The following is a 17,811-nucleotide window of genomic DNA, read 5'->3' as shown; positions in this document are numbered from 1 at the left end:
AACGACCGACTTGAGGCCAAAGCCGTCATCCAACGTGGCGTGCTTAAACGTCCGAAAGGGGTCGGATGTGGACATCAATGAGGGACCGATTACGGCCATAAATCTCTCGGCCAATATTTGTCCTTGCCGGACCGTTCCAGGAACAAAGCGGAAGTTCAGCAATGGTTGCTTTGCAGTAGATCAGTCCTGAGCAGGAGCCAAAAAGGGCTCCGCCGCGCCACCATCAAGCTTGAGCACGTGGGTATAGATCATGATTGCCATTGCCGAGCTTGTACACTGCGCTCACCTGCGCGCTGGCAGTCGAACAAGGTAAGCCATAGGACGAATGACTCGATGACTTCGATAGTCTCGGTCCGCTCGCCGTGCAGCAACCTTGCGGCGGCATTTGCAATCGGGAACTCGCCTTGAAGAGCGGCATCCACGAGCTGCAGCCCAGCCCCCTTGACGTCATCGGTAAGACCCAGGTTGCTCCAAGCCTCCCTCGCTTCGTCGAGGGTATCGAAGACCGCCTGGTTGACGCGCTCTTCCTCGGGCGTCCTGGTTCCCTTGCTTCTCCAGTAGGCACCGATTCCCTGGATCTCTGCCAACGAGTTGGTGAGACGCGTAAATCCGTTCAGTAAATCAAGCGGAGCTGCATCTAGCCCTGCGGCGGCGCACCAAGGTTGTGCCAGTTCATTTGGTAGAACCGGGAACAACGTATCGAAGCCAGAGTTAGCAAGGTTCGTCAATCCGAGCCCATTCATGACAGGCAAGATGCAAATCTTGCGCCCGTCGTCTACGAGAGCACGCCAGGCTGGCCAGACACTCGCTAGGTCCACACCTGTTCCTTCGGTGTTCTCAGGCAAGGTTATCAGCACGTCCGCAGGCGGCCACACCACCGGGATGGTAGCCTCAGCCAGCAAATGAACGCCGATGCTAGGGCTAATCGCGGTCAGCGCGGTCCTCAGTCGACTTTCCAGGCCTTTGAACTCTGCTTCGCGATATCGGCGCGTGGCGAGTACCGCCTTACCAAGCGCACTCCCCTTTGGGGCCGTGTTACTCCGATGGGTGAGGAACGGATGCAGCCCTCTTCTCTCAGATTCACCGGCCATCATCTGCATCATTTCCGCGAGGATCCGCAGCTCTTCCAACTCTTTCGGAGCCTCGATTGACAATACATCCCATGGCTCCTCGGACGCCGCAGTCGTGATGCTCTTCTGGATGTCGCCAAGCCAACCCATGTAGGCCGGAGCACCCTGCGGCAGCGCAAGAAACCTGTGGACGAGATCCGTCGAGCAACTGGACAGGATCGAGGGCAGCCTCGACCCCCTACGGACCTCACCAGCTGGCTGCTCCTCCTCTGGCGCCACCAAACTGATGGCTGCCTCGTATACGGCCCCCAACGCCTTGAGCGCCTTGTCGTCTTTCCTTCCTCTGAACTGCCCGTCGAGAAGCGCTCTGAGGTTCGGGACGAGCAGTTTGAGCAGTTCCAGGCATTGCGTTAGATAGGCGGTGTAACTCTCAGTAGCCAAGTACGCGTTGAGTATGGCTAGCCACGCACGATTGCGGGCGACCTGTTCGGGCACGAAAACGTTCGCCCTGGGCATGCGTTTTCTGACAAGCGGGTAGTCTCCGAGTGTGGACGGAACAATGGCCCCGTCAGGTCCGAGCGCGTCGCTGGACACAACATCTGCTGCAGGTGTCAGCGCCAGTAAGGTCGCACAAGTCTGATATACCTCGTGATCAAGGTCGGTCTGCACGGACGTTGCTACAAACCAGATATCTGAGCGAGCCTCTTGACCTTCCTCACATGTGCTCAGATTCGGTGCCTCAGCCCAGGCCACATTGTCGGAGAAGCGCCGGAACAACGCGTCTTGTCCTACTTCATTGACCCAACTAATTGCCAGCGCCCTGTCGACCTTTGCTGTGATTTGGAGTAGCGAGACTACGGCTTGAAAGTCCGCTTCGATGAGTGGGGGAGAAAGTGCGGCCAGCTCTCCCAAGTGCGAAGTCGGGATGACTTGACCGAGCAACGAAGCCATGAGCCGCGTCAAGTCTCCCACACTGCTCGCCGCCTGCAGCGCGCGGCGCAGATCGCTAGGAGCTAACCGAGCCAAAAGGCGAGCGGTCAAACCTGAAGCGATGACCTCAGCCCTAATTTCAGTGAAGCGTCGGGATGCGGGTACCGTCGGACCGATGTCCGGTGGCTCAATGTCGCCAATCGCGAGTCCAGCCGGCGTTCCCTGCAACGACTTCGCTACCGCTTGTGCTTCGGGGGTCTGGAGCCATCGTCCTATCACCCGATGCGCGTTCGCGCGGTCCAGACCCGTCAGAATTTCGCCGAGGAGCGCAGGTGTGGGCGCAGCCCCCAATCGGAGCGCCAGACTTTCAATTACCGCGTCGTCGCACCCGTCGTGCCTGGAGAGCGTGCGCTCGAGAAACCGAGACATCTCGGATGCCGACACCAGCCAAACCGCACTTGCGGCCGTCGTCGACAACAAGGGCGGTGGGAATTCGTGAGACAGGCGAAGGAGTTCTGCAGATCTCAACTCATGCAGCCCCACGATCCTGCCATCACGTGCGTCTTGAACCAGATGCTCATCCTTGAGCCTGGTCAGCGCGAGCGAGACCGTGGTCGCGGGTTTGGACAAGATGCGAGGCAACTCTAACACCTCGGCACCGCACCCCGCGGCGTTCACACAAGCCACCATCCTCAAGACATCCAACTCGTCGTGTAGAGTGACGTCGCTAACGCGCGCCGCAATCTGCGCGTGCAGCGTCTCGCTCAATCGATGACCCTGGGTTAGCACGTGGGTGTACTCAAGCAGGTGCCCCCCCGCCAGCGCCCAAGGTTCTCGCCATCCTTGCCAAGCGGTTTGCCCTCGATCTTTCAGCTCTCGCCACACTCGTTCAGCTAGGATGTCGTCGCCCTGAACTTTGACTTGGGCAGCGCGACGGTTATTTACCAGAGGGTAGCGATCCTCCTCTCGTACAGAGGCCAATAGCAACAGCCCGGGAGTGCGATTTACCTCCGCGGTCAACGCCGTCCAACCCTCGGATAACCCTCGACCCACGTCATCGATGATGAAGCCCACGGGTGCATCTGACGTCGCTCGCCTAGAGCGCGCAAGCTGGACGAGTGACGCAATGGCGGCCGGCGGCAGGCGGCGAACTTGAAACCAACGCACTGCGTGTCGACTAGCGTACGCGGCCTCCCAAAGCACTGCGGACTTTCCCGAGCCGGAAGCGCCGTGAATGAGCGCGTTTCTGCGGGTCTCTAGTCCTTCTAGAACGGCCCCTCGGAGCTCCGGGCGTTCCACAACGAGTCCTGCGGCCACATGGGACGCCTGCGCATCGACACCCAGGTAGAACAGCGGATCCTCATTAGGCGTCAGGAAATCCACAGGTGAACATAAGCCCTCAGTCAGCGCCACCTCGACCATCGCTGATGTCAAAAGCGGTCGTAGCGTGTCGAACCGCTGCTGGATATCAGACACGGCAAGCCGAAGATAGGCGCTCGCGACGCGTGTGCCGTTGTCATCAGAAAGACGCCCGACCACGCCCATGAGGTCCGCGAAGTACATCTCGGCTTCGAAGGCGGTGCATGCCTGCCTGGCTGAAATCTGGGCTATAGCGCTTCCGCGAGGGTCAGGTAGCACAAGCAATTTGGTTCGCGCAATGAGGCCGACCAGCCCCTTGTATCCCTTCAGCTCGGCTACGACGGTCGGATAGGCGGAAAGGTCCTGCAACTGATGGATGGCAGCGCCGCGTTCACCAACATTGCTCTCGAGCACCAGCAAAAACTGATCGTCAGGTTGAAGCCCCTTCTCATCCCACATTTTCCTGACGAAGCCCGCCACAGAGCGAGCTGAAAATGGGCCCATGTGGTCGCGTCGTGACTTGACCTGCGCAAGCGTTCTAGCGCTGGCCGTCCTGAGCTCAATATCGTCGCCCCCTTCAGGCACGACGCTGCCGTACCCAGACTTGCCGACAAAGCCTTCCACGGCAAGGCTTGCCGCAACCGCATCCTGATATCGGAACCCACGTCCCGCATGAGAGCCAGCTCTTGTCGCCAAACCAAACCTCCCTTTTTCGATGGCCAAACAGATTCGTCGCGCATTCGTTCCTAACGGCGGCTAGAGCACGATGTCTTGTGAAGACGTCTTCTCATAAAACTGCAAGTTTTGGAACAGGGAATGCAAGGAAACATGATGTCGTATAGCCCTTCCATCGAGCGGCAATCCCCAATACGAGCCGGCTACGTTGCTCATATCAAGCGTTGAACAGTAGCTTACCGGCATTTAATTTGAAGAGTTGAGAAACCGTTGCCGCTGCAGAGCAGATGTCAGCAACGATGAACATCCGCAATGGATCTAGAGCGGAAGCTACTTGCAGAGGCAAGGCTGGAAACTCCCCCAACAAAACACTGCTGGCAAATTCCTGTTGTCAGCATATGATCACTTCATACTTGTGGCTCAGACATCAAACATGCGCGACGACAAAACCAACTCTCCAGAAATCGCCCAACCCGAAGGGACGCGTCGGACTCGAACAACAAATATGCCATTCGCTCGAGCAACCGCGATAGGTGCCTTGCCTATTCCGGATGATTTCCTGAAAGAGCTTTTGTCTAAGTTCATTGGCACAACGGTTGGGCAGCGGTTCTTCGGACCCGCCTGGGTGGACGATGATGGTGTGCCTTGCATCGTCTTTATCGCACACGATTCCGATGTTGTTAAACGCGTTCGCCACGCTGGGGAATGCGCGGCAATCGGGTGGAGATGGAATAACACTCCATCAACTTTGTTTTCCCTGACGATCCTCACCCGCGAAAAGAACCCGCGCCCACATGTGCGCTGGATCCGCTCCAGCACTGATGCCGTCGTCGAGGCTCTCCGCACGAATGGCCGCTTCTTCATGACGGCCGCTACTCCAAACGGACAAAACTCGGGTTGGATGAAGGCCGATCTATATGCGGGCATTGACAGTGACACGCCGTCACGCAGTGCGATCGACGCTCAGTGGGAGTTTCTAACGCCCGGAATTCCTGGTTCTAACATTCATGAACGGATCGACCCATTCCGCCTAGATGGCGTCGCTGGCAGCGACGATCGGCACGAGATACCTTTATGGCCGGACACATCCTCGGACGCGTGGGCTGAACTCGCTCACAAGGGGCCATGGGCAGACGATCTTGAACAACGGGATCGCGCACGCGCGGCATGGGGGCGGCAGGCTCTATGGAACCGTGGCCGGGCAGCGGGATTCGTCCAAGCGATCGTCGACCGCCAGACTATCGACGGTGTCCGCCCAATCGTTGATGCCTACGGCATGTGGCTGGAGCCCGGACCGTTGCAAGAGCGCGCCACCGCCCTGGTGAAGCGCACACCGCTCATAGGCCACTGGCTCGCCGGGATGGCTGGGCCGGAACCGAGTGCAAAAATCTCTTATGAGGCTTGTTTCGCCGTTCTCAACGATCCCCACTCGCTCTACTGCTTGTTAGACAAATTAATGCGCATCTTGCTTGATGCGCAGGATGACCTATTGGCCGAGGCAGCTAAGAGCATGTTCGAAGCAACGCTGCTTGATGCCCGATTTACCAATTCGGGTTCTCATCGCCCCTGGATAGCCAACACCTCAGACCACCGACTCGAGATGAGGGCCGCAGGCATCGACATGGAGGCTCCACTCGAGGACATTAAGGAACTTTGGCGGTGTGGCCTGGAAATAATGGACTTACTGGATGCTGGATTGCGAATGACGCCGCACGATTTTCCAGTGCCCTTGGCGGATATCTGCCAGTCCTTGCGGAGCGTGGCGCTCGAAGGCTCCTATGATGAAGCGGAGGCAGCAATCCAGAGGATGCTTCGGGAGGCCCAGGACGCTAGACAGTGGTCAATCCCGTGGGGTGCTCGCGTCGAGGTGGACTTCGGCCCTTTCGTCGCGGCTAGGATATTTGAAACCGACGGAGAATTTTCCTGCCATTTTTTAGATGACGCAGAACGATATCACCACGTCGCCATCGGCATCGCTGGCGATCCACCGAGAGCGGCATCAGCACACTTGATTCGTCCACGCGAGGACGGAAGCGAGGTCGAGTGGAACTCTGACGCAGAGCTTAGCCTCAAGCTTATCGCCGCCGCCATCATTCGCGATTTTCTAGTCGTCGAGGAACGAGAGAGTCTTTTCAACGTACGCCCAATGCGTCGTCGGATTCGAGGTAGAGACATTCGGACCGTTGTCTATCTCCCTCGAGTTCGTTACTCGACTCCCCATTCCAGTCGCTTTGCCGTAGGTGAAACGAGTGCCGGCCGATCTAAGCATGCGGTTGCGCCGCATCTTAGGCGAGTAGCCAGTGCGTCGGCCGCGCAGCGATTTCTCGCACAAAGATACGGAATGCATGTACCGGAAGGCTTCACTTTCGTTCGCCCTCACGAGAGAGGTAATGCTAGCGACGAGGAGCGAATCAGGGTCTACCGCAGCAGATCGGCCTCACGGATGATCTTCGATGAGATATCTACCGCCCCGACCGGATCTAGACCCGCTTGGTTCAACTTTGAAAAGGACTGTCTTCGTCTGTTGACGCGGCGGGGGCTGGCGGTCGTCCACCAATCGGCAAACAGGGACGGAGATGGAGGTGTCGATCTCTATGCCGTGGACGGGGACAACAAATCGTGGATCGTCCAGTGCAAATGCTGGGCACAGCATCGTACCGTCGGGCCAGAGGTCGTGCGCGAGCTTTACGGCGCGATCACGCTTGCGGACAAGGGAGGGGCGTTAAAAAGTCGGGGGATCCTGATTACGACGAGCAGGTTCTCGTCAGGAGCTATCGCGACTGCTGCCGAATTCGAGTTTGAGATTATCGACGGTGAGCGATTTGCCGACTTGCTGAAGAATGACGGCTAAATGGATCTCTCATGTATCGCTCCTGCGTTCGGCGGAAATGCCGATGCGACGCTGCGCCTGACCGTCTCCAAGTAGAAGGCCGAGGGCACGACGGGAGTCTGTATGCGTGGTTCGCCTGTAAGAGGCGAACTTTCACATAAACAAATCCAGCTCTTCTGCGCCGGCTTTGCGAAAGGCGAACTTTGAGCAACGCATAGACTTCCCTCATGCCCTATACAAAAAAAGGCGAACTTAATTTGCAGTACTCATCCCTGAGCAGCAGGAATAAAGTTCGCCTTTTTCGTTGAAGTTCGCCTTTCGGCTTCGGCGGGCAACACCAGCCATTGTGCGGAGATCATCTTCTATTCTGCGCAGATGGACCGCCTCCAGGTTGAAGAACGGCGAACTTCGCGATAAGCGCGATTAAATTGGCTCGACTGTCTAAGCCCACAGATTTGGTACATGCCCGGACGGGCTTTGCGAAGGAGACTCCGACGTCTCGAGGGACTGCTATGAGTTCGGATACCAGAGTAGGAAGCGTAAGCTCCCCCTTCAGGTAGGCACCAGCCGGTAGAATTTCGGGGCCTCCATGAGTCGGAGATTCCCTTGAAGAAAAGCAGATTTACATAGAGCCAGATTGTTGCCGTGTTGAAGGAGGGCGAAGCCGGCATGCCGGTCGCCGAACTGTGCCGCAAACACGGCATCAGCAACGCTACGTACAACCTGTGGAAGAGCAAGTACTCGGGTGTTCAGGTGTCCGAGTTGCAGCGGTTACGTGAGCTGGAGGCTGAGAACGCCAAGCTCAAACGCATGTTTGCAGACTTGGCGCTGGAGAATGCGGCGATCAAGGACGTCCTAAACCGAAAATCCTGACGCCGTCGGCCAGGCGCGAGGTGGTGGAACAGCTGGTGCAAGCCAAGCTCTCAAGGTGTACTGCGATATGGGCTTGAACTTGCCTCGGCGCAGTAAAAAGCGGCTACCAGAGCGGCCTGGACAGCCGCTGGATTTGGCTACAGAACCCAATCGCTGTTGGGCGCGGGACTTCATGCACGACGCGCTTTACTGCGGACGACGGTTCCGGACACTGAACGTAATCGATGAGGCGAATCGGGAATGCTTAGCCATCGAGGTCGGCATGTCCATCCCTTCGGCGCGCCTGATTCGCGTCTTGAGCCGCTTGATCGATTGCTATGCGCCTCCCGACGCCATACGCCTGGACAACGGCCGGGAGATGATTTCCGAGGCCTTTACCGAATGGGCCGCGGCCAAGGGCATTTCGATCCGCTATATCCAACCGGGAAAGCCGAATCAGAACGCCTTTATCGAGCGCTTCAATCGCACTTACCGCACCGAAGTGCTCTATGCACATCTGTTCGCCAACCTTGAGCAGGTCCAAGCAATCACTGAACGTTGGCTCGTCGATTACAACGAATATTGCCCCCATGAGTCGCTGGGCGGCCTCCCGTCGGCGCACTTCATGCCCCGGTTAACCCTCGCTCCGATCGTCTATCCGCCAATGTCTACTTGACAGGGGTGCTTACGCTCGGAATGGAATTTTCTAATTGGTTTATTGCGAAGACTATAAAAAATACACTGCGCCGCAGACATAAAGTCCGAAAATAATCTGCCGTTAATAGTTGCAAATCCATGTTCTTCTTTTCAGCACTGCAGCAAGCCCACTACGAAACCCCAGGCAGACTTTCGCGCGGACAAGCGGAGTCTCATCCGAATCGAAAACCACAATGCAGCTGACGCCTACACAACCCATATATCCTGACTTTCAAAACAACACGGCCTTCTTGACCTACTCAAGAATCAGGCTTGCGTATATGAATCAGGCCCAGGAACTGTCAGCGACTATCGAGCGGCAATTCTCTGATTTCTACGACATCGACAATCTCATAGAGAACTTTGCGGATGTCCTGCTTGAAAGACTGTCCCCCTCCCTGGATTTATGCATCCGCAGACTGGGCACGGAGCACGCCGTCTTCGAGTATTCGCCAGAGGATGTTTTTGAACGCCTTGTCGAGACATCGACATGGCTGAAGGATAGTTGTGAGGCTCTTTTCGAGGACTACCTTGACAAGCGCTCGACGGTCGAAGACGACAAGCTGCATCGCGAGGCCAGAAAGGACAGTCGTTCTCGCTGGAGCGGCGGAGGATTCGGCTTGAGCGGTGCGCTGAGTGGGGCTGCAAAAGCCGGTCTGCTGAACATGGGCTCCGGCTTGCTTCACGACGCATTCAATGCTGCAGCCGATGCCCTGCAAGAGGAAAAATTCGCCGAGTTCAGGAAAGACTACGTCCAGTCTCGTGGCTATCGACGCAGAATCACGAATCTCTTCTTTGAACTCGCAGTTGATTTGCATTTCGTCGAGATTGAACTGGCAACTCGTTCGGGCCAAGAGGAAATCGAAGTCTTCGAGAATCGGGAAAAGCGCGAAAAGTCGGAGAAGATGATTGCCAACATAGAACGCGTTGGCTTGGCCGCGGCCGAACTCAGGCAAACCCTGAAAAAGGCGATAGAGTTCTATCCCTACAATCCTCGGCCATACGAAGTATGGCTGCAGAATTTCGGTGACGCCGCGGGACAAATGCAGGCAATCTGTGATTCGTTCTCCCTGATCGACTTGACTGGCAGAAAGCAACAGATCGTGCGAAACGAATGCGCTTGCGGCACGATTAATTCAGAAGAGGAATTTTCCGCCCGCGTCGCATTTCTTGGACTTTCCAACAATCTCTCACTCGCCGAATTCAAAGCGCCCGTGGAGCAAACGCTGCGTCCACCTGACCGCGAGAAGCCGAGCGTGGCGGCAGCGGATCAAGCGGCCAGCCAACACGCCAAAGCCGCTCTGGACCAGCAGCAATCAAATCAGATTGCGGACCAACGAGAGATTGGCGCTTTTCAGGCGAACGATGCGACTCGGGCTTTCAGCTCAGACCCAGATAAAAAATTCTATGTCGCCCCCGATATCCCTCAGAAAAAAATCAAGAAATTCACTGAAAAATACCGCCATTCCTTGAGCAGCGACGAGGTGCTTTTTTACTTTGACGACACAGTGTTCGGAAGCGGAGACGCGGGAGCTGCACTTTCCCGCCGTGGTCTTCATGTCAGCCTCGCCTTCGGCGAAGTCCACGACTTGCCTTGGTCGGAAATCAGCTCAGCGAGTATCAGCGGCATCATGAACAGGAAGATCACAGTGAGACGTTCTTCAACGAATAAGGATGTCTCTTTTGTTCTCACTCAAAGCAACAAAGGGGGTGAAGACTTTTTCCAGGCGATACAGCGAATTCTGTCTATGAAGCCGTAGCCCATCCAACACGCTGTCCGACAATGCCCCGCCTGAACCCACCATGACCGGCCACATGCCCCACTTTCTTGAGGCCTACCTGACGGAGTACGACGACTCCCTCTTCGGCGAATCCTACATCGATCCCATTGGCACGCTTATCGTCTGGTCCGCCCTTGGCCGACAGGTCTTCGACGACCGAGTCAACTCGGTATCGAACGACGTGCGTAACTACACGCTGAATCTGTTCCATCATCACCTGATACGCAAACTGGTGCTCGATGATGAGGTGAAACTTAGTACATCTCTCCGGAGCCAATACGGTGACAAGAATGCCCTGGCCTTCAAACAGGCCTGCCTGATTATTCTGGAAAACCTGTTCGTCTTCTCCTTGCTGCGGCACGAGAAACGACCGGGAGTGGAGACCATTGGCGTATTGGGCATTTCCAAGGCAAGGCGACGATGGGATCAGGAAAAAGAGCGGACTCAGCTTATCTTCACTCACGAATCGATCGGACAAATCCTCGTGCGCCAACTCGGTCTCGGAGTCAGTGGTCGATACAAGACACCGCTGCTGAAGATTGGCTTCTTCGACAAGGATTACCAATACCACTTACCGAGATTCCAACGCTGCTGGTCGCGAGCCCAAGCTTTCATATGCCAAACGGGCCACAGCGCGCTCGCCAGGCTGGAAGGCGCGGTCTACCGCTTTCTCAAAGAACAGATTCTCACGCTGAGACATAAGGGCTCAATCCCCTTCGAGAGCGTCCCTTGTCCCCTCAGTAAAGACTACGCTGCGGCCTTCGGCTCCTCGCCTGCCGTCGGCGCCTATGCACGGGACTTCTGGCTCGCGGAGACCGGTCTCGATACAGGCGCCGCCGGTGCCATCTTCGATGTGCTGTTGGCCGACGGGAACGGCGATGCCAATGCACGGGAAATCGTGGAACGGGCGATTGAACACGCCATGCAACCCGAGGACAAGGCCAAGCTGGAGCAGATCGCCCGGGTCGAACCGTTTCTCGCGGACTGCGCGCTGCTGTTTTCGCTGATGACCTCTGATCGTCAATGCACCGTGGACGCTGTGACCGAGACTTGGCGCGATGCATTCTGCCGCGGCGACGCCCACTTACCCGAGTTGGCAGACCGCGCGGGCGATATCATGCAGTTGCCCGCGCTCAACGGCACGCGGGCCGGCCTGCGCTTCGTCGCGCTGCAACAGGTCGCCCGTGCGGGTAACACCCAGGAGCAAGTTCGGGCGCTGACGAAATACCACGGCCTGGTGATGAAGGGCCGAAACCAATCCGCCTGGCTTTCCATAGAAGACGGCACCAAGATCAAGGTGCATGCGCGCACGGCGGCCGCGCCGCAGCCAACGAATCGCCCCCCCGGCTCCTGGATCAACAACTACTATCTTCCGCAATTTACCAGCCTGGTGAACGGTCTGCAGGGCGTCGGCATATGAAACTCCTTGCCGAACTGCTGAAACAAGTCGAACGGCTGGACGACCTACGCTATGCCTGGTTCACCAGCTTCAACACCGACATCGAATTCGTCGAGCGGCATGTGCTGCCCGCGACCCTGGGCGCGACTCCCCCCCGCAATCGGCTCGAATACGAACAACTGCAGCAGGAGCTGACTCTCAAGAAGATCGATTTCCGGATCTTCTGCGATCCCAGGTTCCTTGAAACACATCGTATCAAGCGGACGTGCATACCCGTCCACGGCATCCGGCCCCAACGGACATGGGACAGCGACACGCAGGGGTTCTCAAACAACAGCCTGTTCCACCCGAAGATCATCTACCTGGAAGATAGCAAGGGCCACCGGATCATTGGGGCGGGAAGCGCCAACCTCACCCCCTCCGGCTGGGGAAGAAACCTCGAGGCTTTTCATTTTTTTGATGTGAAAAGCTACGGCAACTACAAAGAGATACGAAGGTTCTTCAAGCAGCTCTGCGACGCAGTGGACATCGACTGCCCCATGGCCCAACAACCCCGATTCTCAGGTGAAGCAGAGTCCTGGCAATTCGTGCACAGCTACCAGAACACATCCTTCCCCGAGCAACTGCTTTACGGAGCGAAAGATGCAGACCTCGCTATCTGGTCGCCCTATCTGCCGGAGAATCTCCAAGAGTTTCTAGAGCGACTTGAACGCGCCGCCAATGCACAAACGCTGCAGGTGCACTTGGTCACCGACCGTTCGACCGGCCATGTGCGAACCCAATGGAGCCCAGCGCTAACGCAGCTCCAGCAAGCCCGACGATTGAGCTTCCACACCCCTCCCCCAAACCCGGACACCGACACGGAGTTGCGCCATGCCAAGGTCTGGAAGGTAGCGGGAAAACTGGCCATAGGCTCGTGGAACTTCACAGCCCCTGGTTCCAACAGCCTGCGCAAGGACAACGGGGAATGGCATCAGGACAACAACATCGAAGCCGGCTTTATCATCGCTGATGAACATGAATGGCAGCAGTTCTGCGGCGATGTAGTCGCTGTAGAACGTGAAGATTGCGCCACGCCGCAACAATTGGAGGACGAAGGACTCGTCGTGGACCCGCTCCCGCCATTCGACCTGCACGTGGATTTCGACTGGCACTCGCAGGCCTACACATTCGCCGGCCGGTGGATGGAAGGCAGACCGCAAGCCGGCTACGAGATAGCCCTCCCGGGCGTGACCGGACACAAACCGCTGGAATGGAACGGGCACAGCAAGCCCGTGACTCCGCAGCGCCTAAAAGTGGACGACCGAGCGCTATTGCACGATCGGGTGTTCTGCGTGTTCCACGGCACGACGTTGGTGATGCGCGGCCTCGTCAGCGAGTTACAGACCTCGGCCCGGCGCGCCCAGCATTTCGAATCCCTGGAAGACCTGTTCGACGCGCTTGCCATGGGTGACGACGCCGCAGAACTCGGCACCCTGCCCTTCCGCATTCCACTGGACACGGACACATTCGCCGACGAAACGCCAGACGAGCCGCCTCAAAACTACGACAGGCCCCAGGAAGCGGACTATCGAACTCCTCTCGGCTATTTCCGTCTGTTCCAATCCACTCATGCATTCCAGCAAAAGCTGTTGGCGCTGGAGAAGCTTGAGCGGCTCGACCAGCAGGTCTTTATGTGGCCGGGCTGCCTGCTGGAACTGATCGAGAAGGTGCGCAGCGAACTCGAAAAGCCCAATCGAGAGGTCTTCCACTGGTTCCTTGTCCAGGAAGTGAACTGGCTGTGCGAAAGCGCACAAGCCAAGCGCCGCAAGCTTATCCGAGGTCGCAAGCAACGGGAGCCTCAATATGAACCCGTACCTCCATCCCGCTGGCATGCTCTGCGCTTGCCCGCAGTGAAAGCGCCTGCCGTCGCGGCCGGCTACCTCAAAAAGATCACCCAGCAGTGGGAGCAGCATGGTTAGCAAATGGGGGGGATTGAGACCCGAGCAGGTCTCGCAATGGATCAACTTCGAACAGGACAACGCCTACTGGAGCTATCGTTCGGACGAGAAGAGCATGTCGTCGCGTCAGGCCGAAGGGGTTGCCCATCTTTGGAATGGCCTGTCCCGCCACAAGGTGGCCCTGCTCGCCGATGAGGTGGGAACAGGCAAGACTTTCCAGGCCCTGGGCGTGGTCACCTTGCTGTGGCGAATGCGACCGAAGGCGCGGATACTGGTAATGGCGCCCAACCGCGACATCTGCCAACACTGGGAAAACGAGCTGGCGGCCTTCGTGAAGCATCATTACCGGGAGGCTGACGGCAGAGTGAAGCAGGGCGATCAGGCCATTCCGGCCGCCGCTGCGTTTTACGGATTGAAAGAACTGACCGAGGCCATCGAAAAACAATCTGAGCAACAGGCGCCTATCCAGCTCTACATCACCAGCATCCGCGCGTTGAGCGGATTGCTCAAGGGCGACGAAAAATCCAGCAAAAAAGAAAGGGCGAAATCCGTAGCCCTGGAGTTCCATCGACGGATCAAGAATGCACTGGGTTCAGACGGGTTCGACCTTGTCGTAGTGGACGAGGCACACTACTTCCGCAATACAGACGGCGATTCGCAGCGCGTGGCAGCAGCTGAAGCCTTCTTCGGTGGCCCGGACAACCGGCTGGCCCAGCGAGCGCTGCTGTTGACCGCCACGCCGAGTCATACCCGCCTGGATGACGTGCCCAACATTCTGGGTTTCTTCCTCAAGACCCACGCCAAACTGCGCGAATGCGACCCGGAAGACCTCATGCGCGCTCATGCTCTGCGACGCCTGCGCATCATGGCAGGTACGGGCTTCACCAAACACCAGTACCGCGCCGAGCATGCCATGCCATGCAATTTCGCCGGACAGCACAGCGCCGAGGTCTTCTTTGCGCTCTATCACCGTAGATTGGTGCACGAGCTCGGCGCCACCAAAGAAAAGCGCCGAATGCTGTACGGGTTCTTGGAAGGCTTTGAATCCGCCGGGCCTGGCGATATGCGAGAGACCGGGCTCCAGGAGGACGACGCACAGACGCTGGAAGCCCCCCGCATTGAAGACTTCCACAAGGCTGGCGATACCGAGTTGCTCCGCAGTCTGAGCGAGGAGTTCAGGCAGCACCACACAGAAGCCCCGGCACATCCCAAGTACGACCGGCTCGTTGACGAATGCCTGCCCCCCGCTCTTTTCGATAGATCGGAACGTGCGTTGCACGAAGACAAGCACCTTGTCTTCGTGCGTCGTATTCCATCGGTGCGTGAACTGACCCAGAGGTTAAACGAACGCTATGATCGCGTGCTTGCCCGGCATATCTGTCAAGCCTGGGAGGCCGACGACAGGGATTTCGACCTCTGGGAGAAACAGCATTGGTCGCGTGACGGCCTGGAAGCCATCATCGACAAAAAGCGGCTCGCCCCCCAAGAACCGAGCGGCGACCGATTCGACGTGCAAGAGGAGAACGACAACGACGACGATGATGAGAAGGACAGAGAGGCCACGCAACAGAACTCAGCGCTTGCAAGCCTCGGCTCTCGCATCGCCGCTCTCTTCGTCACGCGGAGTACGAATCGAAAGAACAACGAGATCGGACAGAATTCAGCTGCGCAGCGCGCTACGCATGCGTCCCTGTTCAGCCGGAAACTACGCAGCAGCACCAGCTTACACGCGATGTTCCTGGAGCCCTCCGCCGACTATCTGACAGCGGGGTACGACTACTTCTATGAGTACCCGCAGGGCGACAAGCTGCGTGCGGATTACTGCAAGGCGGCGCTGGCTCAGCGCCTGGCCCGGTTCCCCTTGATGCAGGAGAGCGTCAAGGGAAAGTTCACAGACCCTGCACCTGCTGAAGCAGCCCTGAAGCAATATGACAACGGTCCGGTCCGGACGGTCTGGTCACTCGTCGTACCGCTGCTGCCTCAACCCGCCAAGGACATTCTGAAGCGCTGGGCAACCATGCGTCCTGACATCGCAGAGAATTTCAGCCATTACCTTAAATCTGGATTGCTATTCGCCAGTCCGGTCATGGTCGAGCTTTACGCCTGGCAGGCTCATTGTGAACGCGCTACGAGCAATACCGGGACGGGCGTGATGCACCGCTACCGTGCATTTTTCAACCATGCTAGCGCTCGTATAGGCGACTCGCTACTGCTACGCTATTTCGCTGCGGCACTGACCACCTTTGAGCAACTCTGCGACAAGATTGCAGGACGCGCTCCGGGCGACTGGAGCCAGGGATGGCGCACATTCACGTCCTTGTCCAGCCCCGCGGCCCACGCCAGCGGAGAATCCAGCCACCGTCAGCACTTAATCATGGGATTCAACAGTCCTTTCTATCCCAACACGCTCGTCACCACATCGGTTTTCCAGGAAGGTGTGAACCTGCATTTGCACTGCCGCAAGGTGCATCACTACGGCATCGCATGGACGCCCGGAGATAACGAACAGCGTGTCGGCAGGATAGATCGGCTATTCGGAAAGGTGAACAACCTGCTCAGAGATGACGACCCAAGCGGCGTCACGCTGGACATCCTTTATCCTTACCTGGAAGGCACGTTCGATGAAGATCAGGTTGGCTCTTTCATCGAGCGCAAGCATGCGGTCGAGGAAAAGATTGACCTGTGCGCGCAGTCCACCTTCGACAAGGAGATCAGCCTGGTCCGCTCGGGCTGGAAGGAGTTCTTACGCAAGCCTATAGCCAACCAAGAACATCAAGACCCTTACCCGGCGCGATTCGGGGATAACGACGTCCCAAAACACGCCTACGGTGGCAGCGACCTGGATTGAATGGCGAGAAGAATGTCCGAAGATGCACTTCACCGGCACCACGGTGTTGAAGGTGATCGACGGCAAGATCGTTGAAGAGCGCGGACTGGATGATGGCGTAGCCGCGCTGACGCAACTCGGCCTGATCAAGCCAACGGCTCGGAATAGCGACGCCTAGGCGCCGCCACGGAGTAACACCGAGTCGGCGCCTTTGCCTCGCGCTCATCGCCCAAAGACGTACACGCTGCTGGGGCCGGACGGCAAGTCATGCGCCAGCAGCGCGCCAGGCAAGTTAGGGGGGCCATCGTGGGGGCAAGCTGTACTTTAGCTTTCCGCTGGCACCCCCGGCCAGGCCTCCAACCACGCAGTTACTGTACCGGCGCCAGGTTCGCCGCCTTGGCGGCCGCGGCATACATTGGAATCTCCCGGGCCATGGTGTCGGCCAGGACCTGCGGTGAACTACCGACGGGGTCGATGCCCAGCTCCAGCAAGCGATCGGCCACGGCGGGCTCTCGCACGGCGACGGACACGGCGGCCTGCAGCGTCTCGATGACGGCTGGCGGGGTGCCCGCGGGTGCGTACAAGGACGACCAGAATGACATCGCGAAGCCCGGCGCGCCGGACTCCGCGACGGTGGGCACGTCAGGCAATAAGGTAAAACGCTTCGCGCCTGTGACGGCCAGCGCCTTCAGCCGGCCGCTGCGGATCTGGGGCAGTACGGCTGCCGTGTCGATCAGCGCGAAGTCGATCTCGTTGGCCAACAACGCCGCGACCACGCTGCCGTTCCCCTTGTAGTTGACGATCTCCGCTTCCAGGCCGACGCGCTTGGCGAAGAGTGCGGTAGCAAGCTGGAAAGAATTGGCGCCCGAGCCGGCGAACAGCGGCTTGCCGTTCTTCTTGCCCTGACCGACCAGATCCGCCACCGAACGAGCCGAACTGTCCGCCTTGACGGTCAGGATCATCGGAATGTCTCCGACCAGGGAGATCGGCGCGAAATCGGCGACGGGGTCATAGTCCAGGTTGTTGTAGATGGCCGGATTGACGGTCATGCCGCTGCTTGGCCCCACCAGCAGCGTGTAGCCGTCCGGCTCTGCCCGCTTGACGGCACTGATGGCAATGGCGCCGCTGGCGCCGGGCCGGTTTTCAACAATGAAGGGTTGGCCCAGGCGGCGCTGGAGCTGCTCGGCCATCACGCGGGCGAGGATATCGTTGCCGCCACCAGGCGCAAAGCCCACGATCATTCGCACGGGACGCGCCGGATATTCTTGCGCCGCGGCGTAACAGGCCGACACCGCGAGCACCGCACCCGCCCACAAAGATAGAAACCGTTTCATGCCACGCTCCATTCGTTGAACATAGTGCGCCGTTACTGGGGAATGCACGGATGGCCCATTCTCCACCGCCTCGCTACATTGGGCACGACCCAACGTGCCAGCCGATGCCGCTGGCAGC

Annotated in this window: 7 protein-coding genes and 2 pseudogenes; 7 read left to right on the top strand and 2 right to left on the bottom strand. The window is 58.1% G+C overall.

The genetic code is table 11. The annotated features are described in order from the left end of the window. Positions 1-248: 248 nt before the first annotated feature. Entirely contained in the window at positions 249-4,082 is a 3,834-nt protein-coding gene (locus tag AC27VE_RS08120; protein ID WP_488703532.1) for a hypothetical protein, read from the bottom strand. Between the two features lie 385 nt (positions 4,083-4,467). Between AC27VE_RS08120 and AC27VE_RS08115 the strand changes: the two genes are divergently transcribed. The 7 genes and pseudogenes from AC27VE_RS08115 to AC27VE_RS08085 form a co-directional block, all read left to right on the top strand. Beyond that, positions 4,468-6,885 (top strand): restriction endonuclease, encoded by a 2,418-nt coding sequence (locus AC27VE_RS08115; RefSeq protein ID WP_488703531.1) that lies wholly within the window; start codon positions 4,468-4,470, stop codon positions 6,883-6,885. A gap of 615 nt (positions 6,886-7,500) precedes the next feature. Further along, positions 7,501-8,392, top strand: a pseudogene (locus AC27VE_RS08110) (IS3 family transposase). A gap of 301 nt (positions 8,393-8,693) precedes the next feature. Then, a complete protein-coding gene (locus tag AC27VE_RS08105; protein ID WP_488703530.1) occupies positions 8,694-10,172 on the top strand; it encodes a hypothetical protein in 1,479 nt (492 codons plus the stop codon). Positions 10,173-10,215: 43 nt separating this feature from the next. Continuing rightward, on the top strand, positions 10,216-11,613 hold the full coding sequence (locus AC27VE_RS08100) for a hypothetical protein (protein WP_488703529.1): 1,398 nt from the start codon (positions 10,216-10,218) through the stop codon (positions 11,611-11,613). Continuing rightward, positions 11,610-13,553, top strand: coding sequence for a hypothetical protein (locus tag AC27VE_RS08095; protein ID WP_488703528.1), 1,944 nt, complete (start codon positions 11,610-11,612; stop codon positions 13,551-13,553). Before AC27VE_RS08100 ends, AC27VE_RS08095 begins: the two co-directional genes overlap by 4 nt. Then, positions 13,546-16,380 carry a DEAD/DEAH box helicase gene (locus AC27VE_RS08090; RefSeq protein WP_488703527.1) on the top strand — a complete coding sequence of 945 codons (2,835 nt, stop codon included), beginning with the start codon at positions 13,546-13,548 and terminating at the stop codon, positions 16,378-16,380. The genes AC27VE_RS08095 and AC27VE_RS08090 overlap by 8 nt, the downstream gene beginning before the upstream one ends. A gap of 19 nt (positions 16,381-16,399) precedes the next feature. After that, positions 16,400-16,537 (top strand): annotated as a pseudogene (locus AC27VE_RS08085) (ester cyclase); the annotation flags it as partial. Between the two features lie 190 nt (positions 16,538-16,727). On the opposite strand, the gene AC27VE_RS08080 reads toward AC27VE_RS08085, so the two are convergent. Continuing rightward, on the bottom strand, positions 16,728-17,693 hold the full coding sequence (locus AC27VE_RS08080) for a Bug family tripartite tricarboxylate transporter substrate binding protein (protein WP_488703526.1): 966 nt from the start codon (positions 17,691-17,693) through the stop codon (positions 16,728-16,730). Positions 17,694-17,811 lie beyond the last annotated feature (118 nt).

This window comes from Achromobacter sp. 18P8.1.1 (assembly GCF_057799415.1).
Note: the sequence above shows the minus strand (reverse complement) of the source record. Positions and strands in the feature narration are given on the sequence as shown.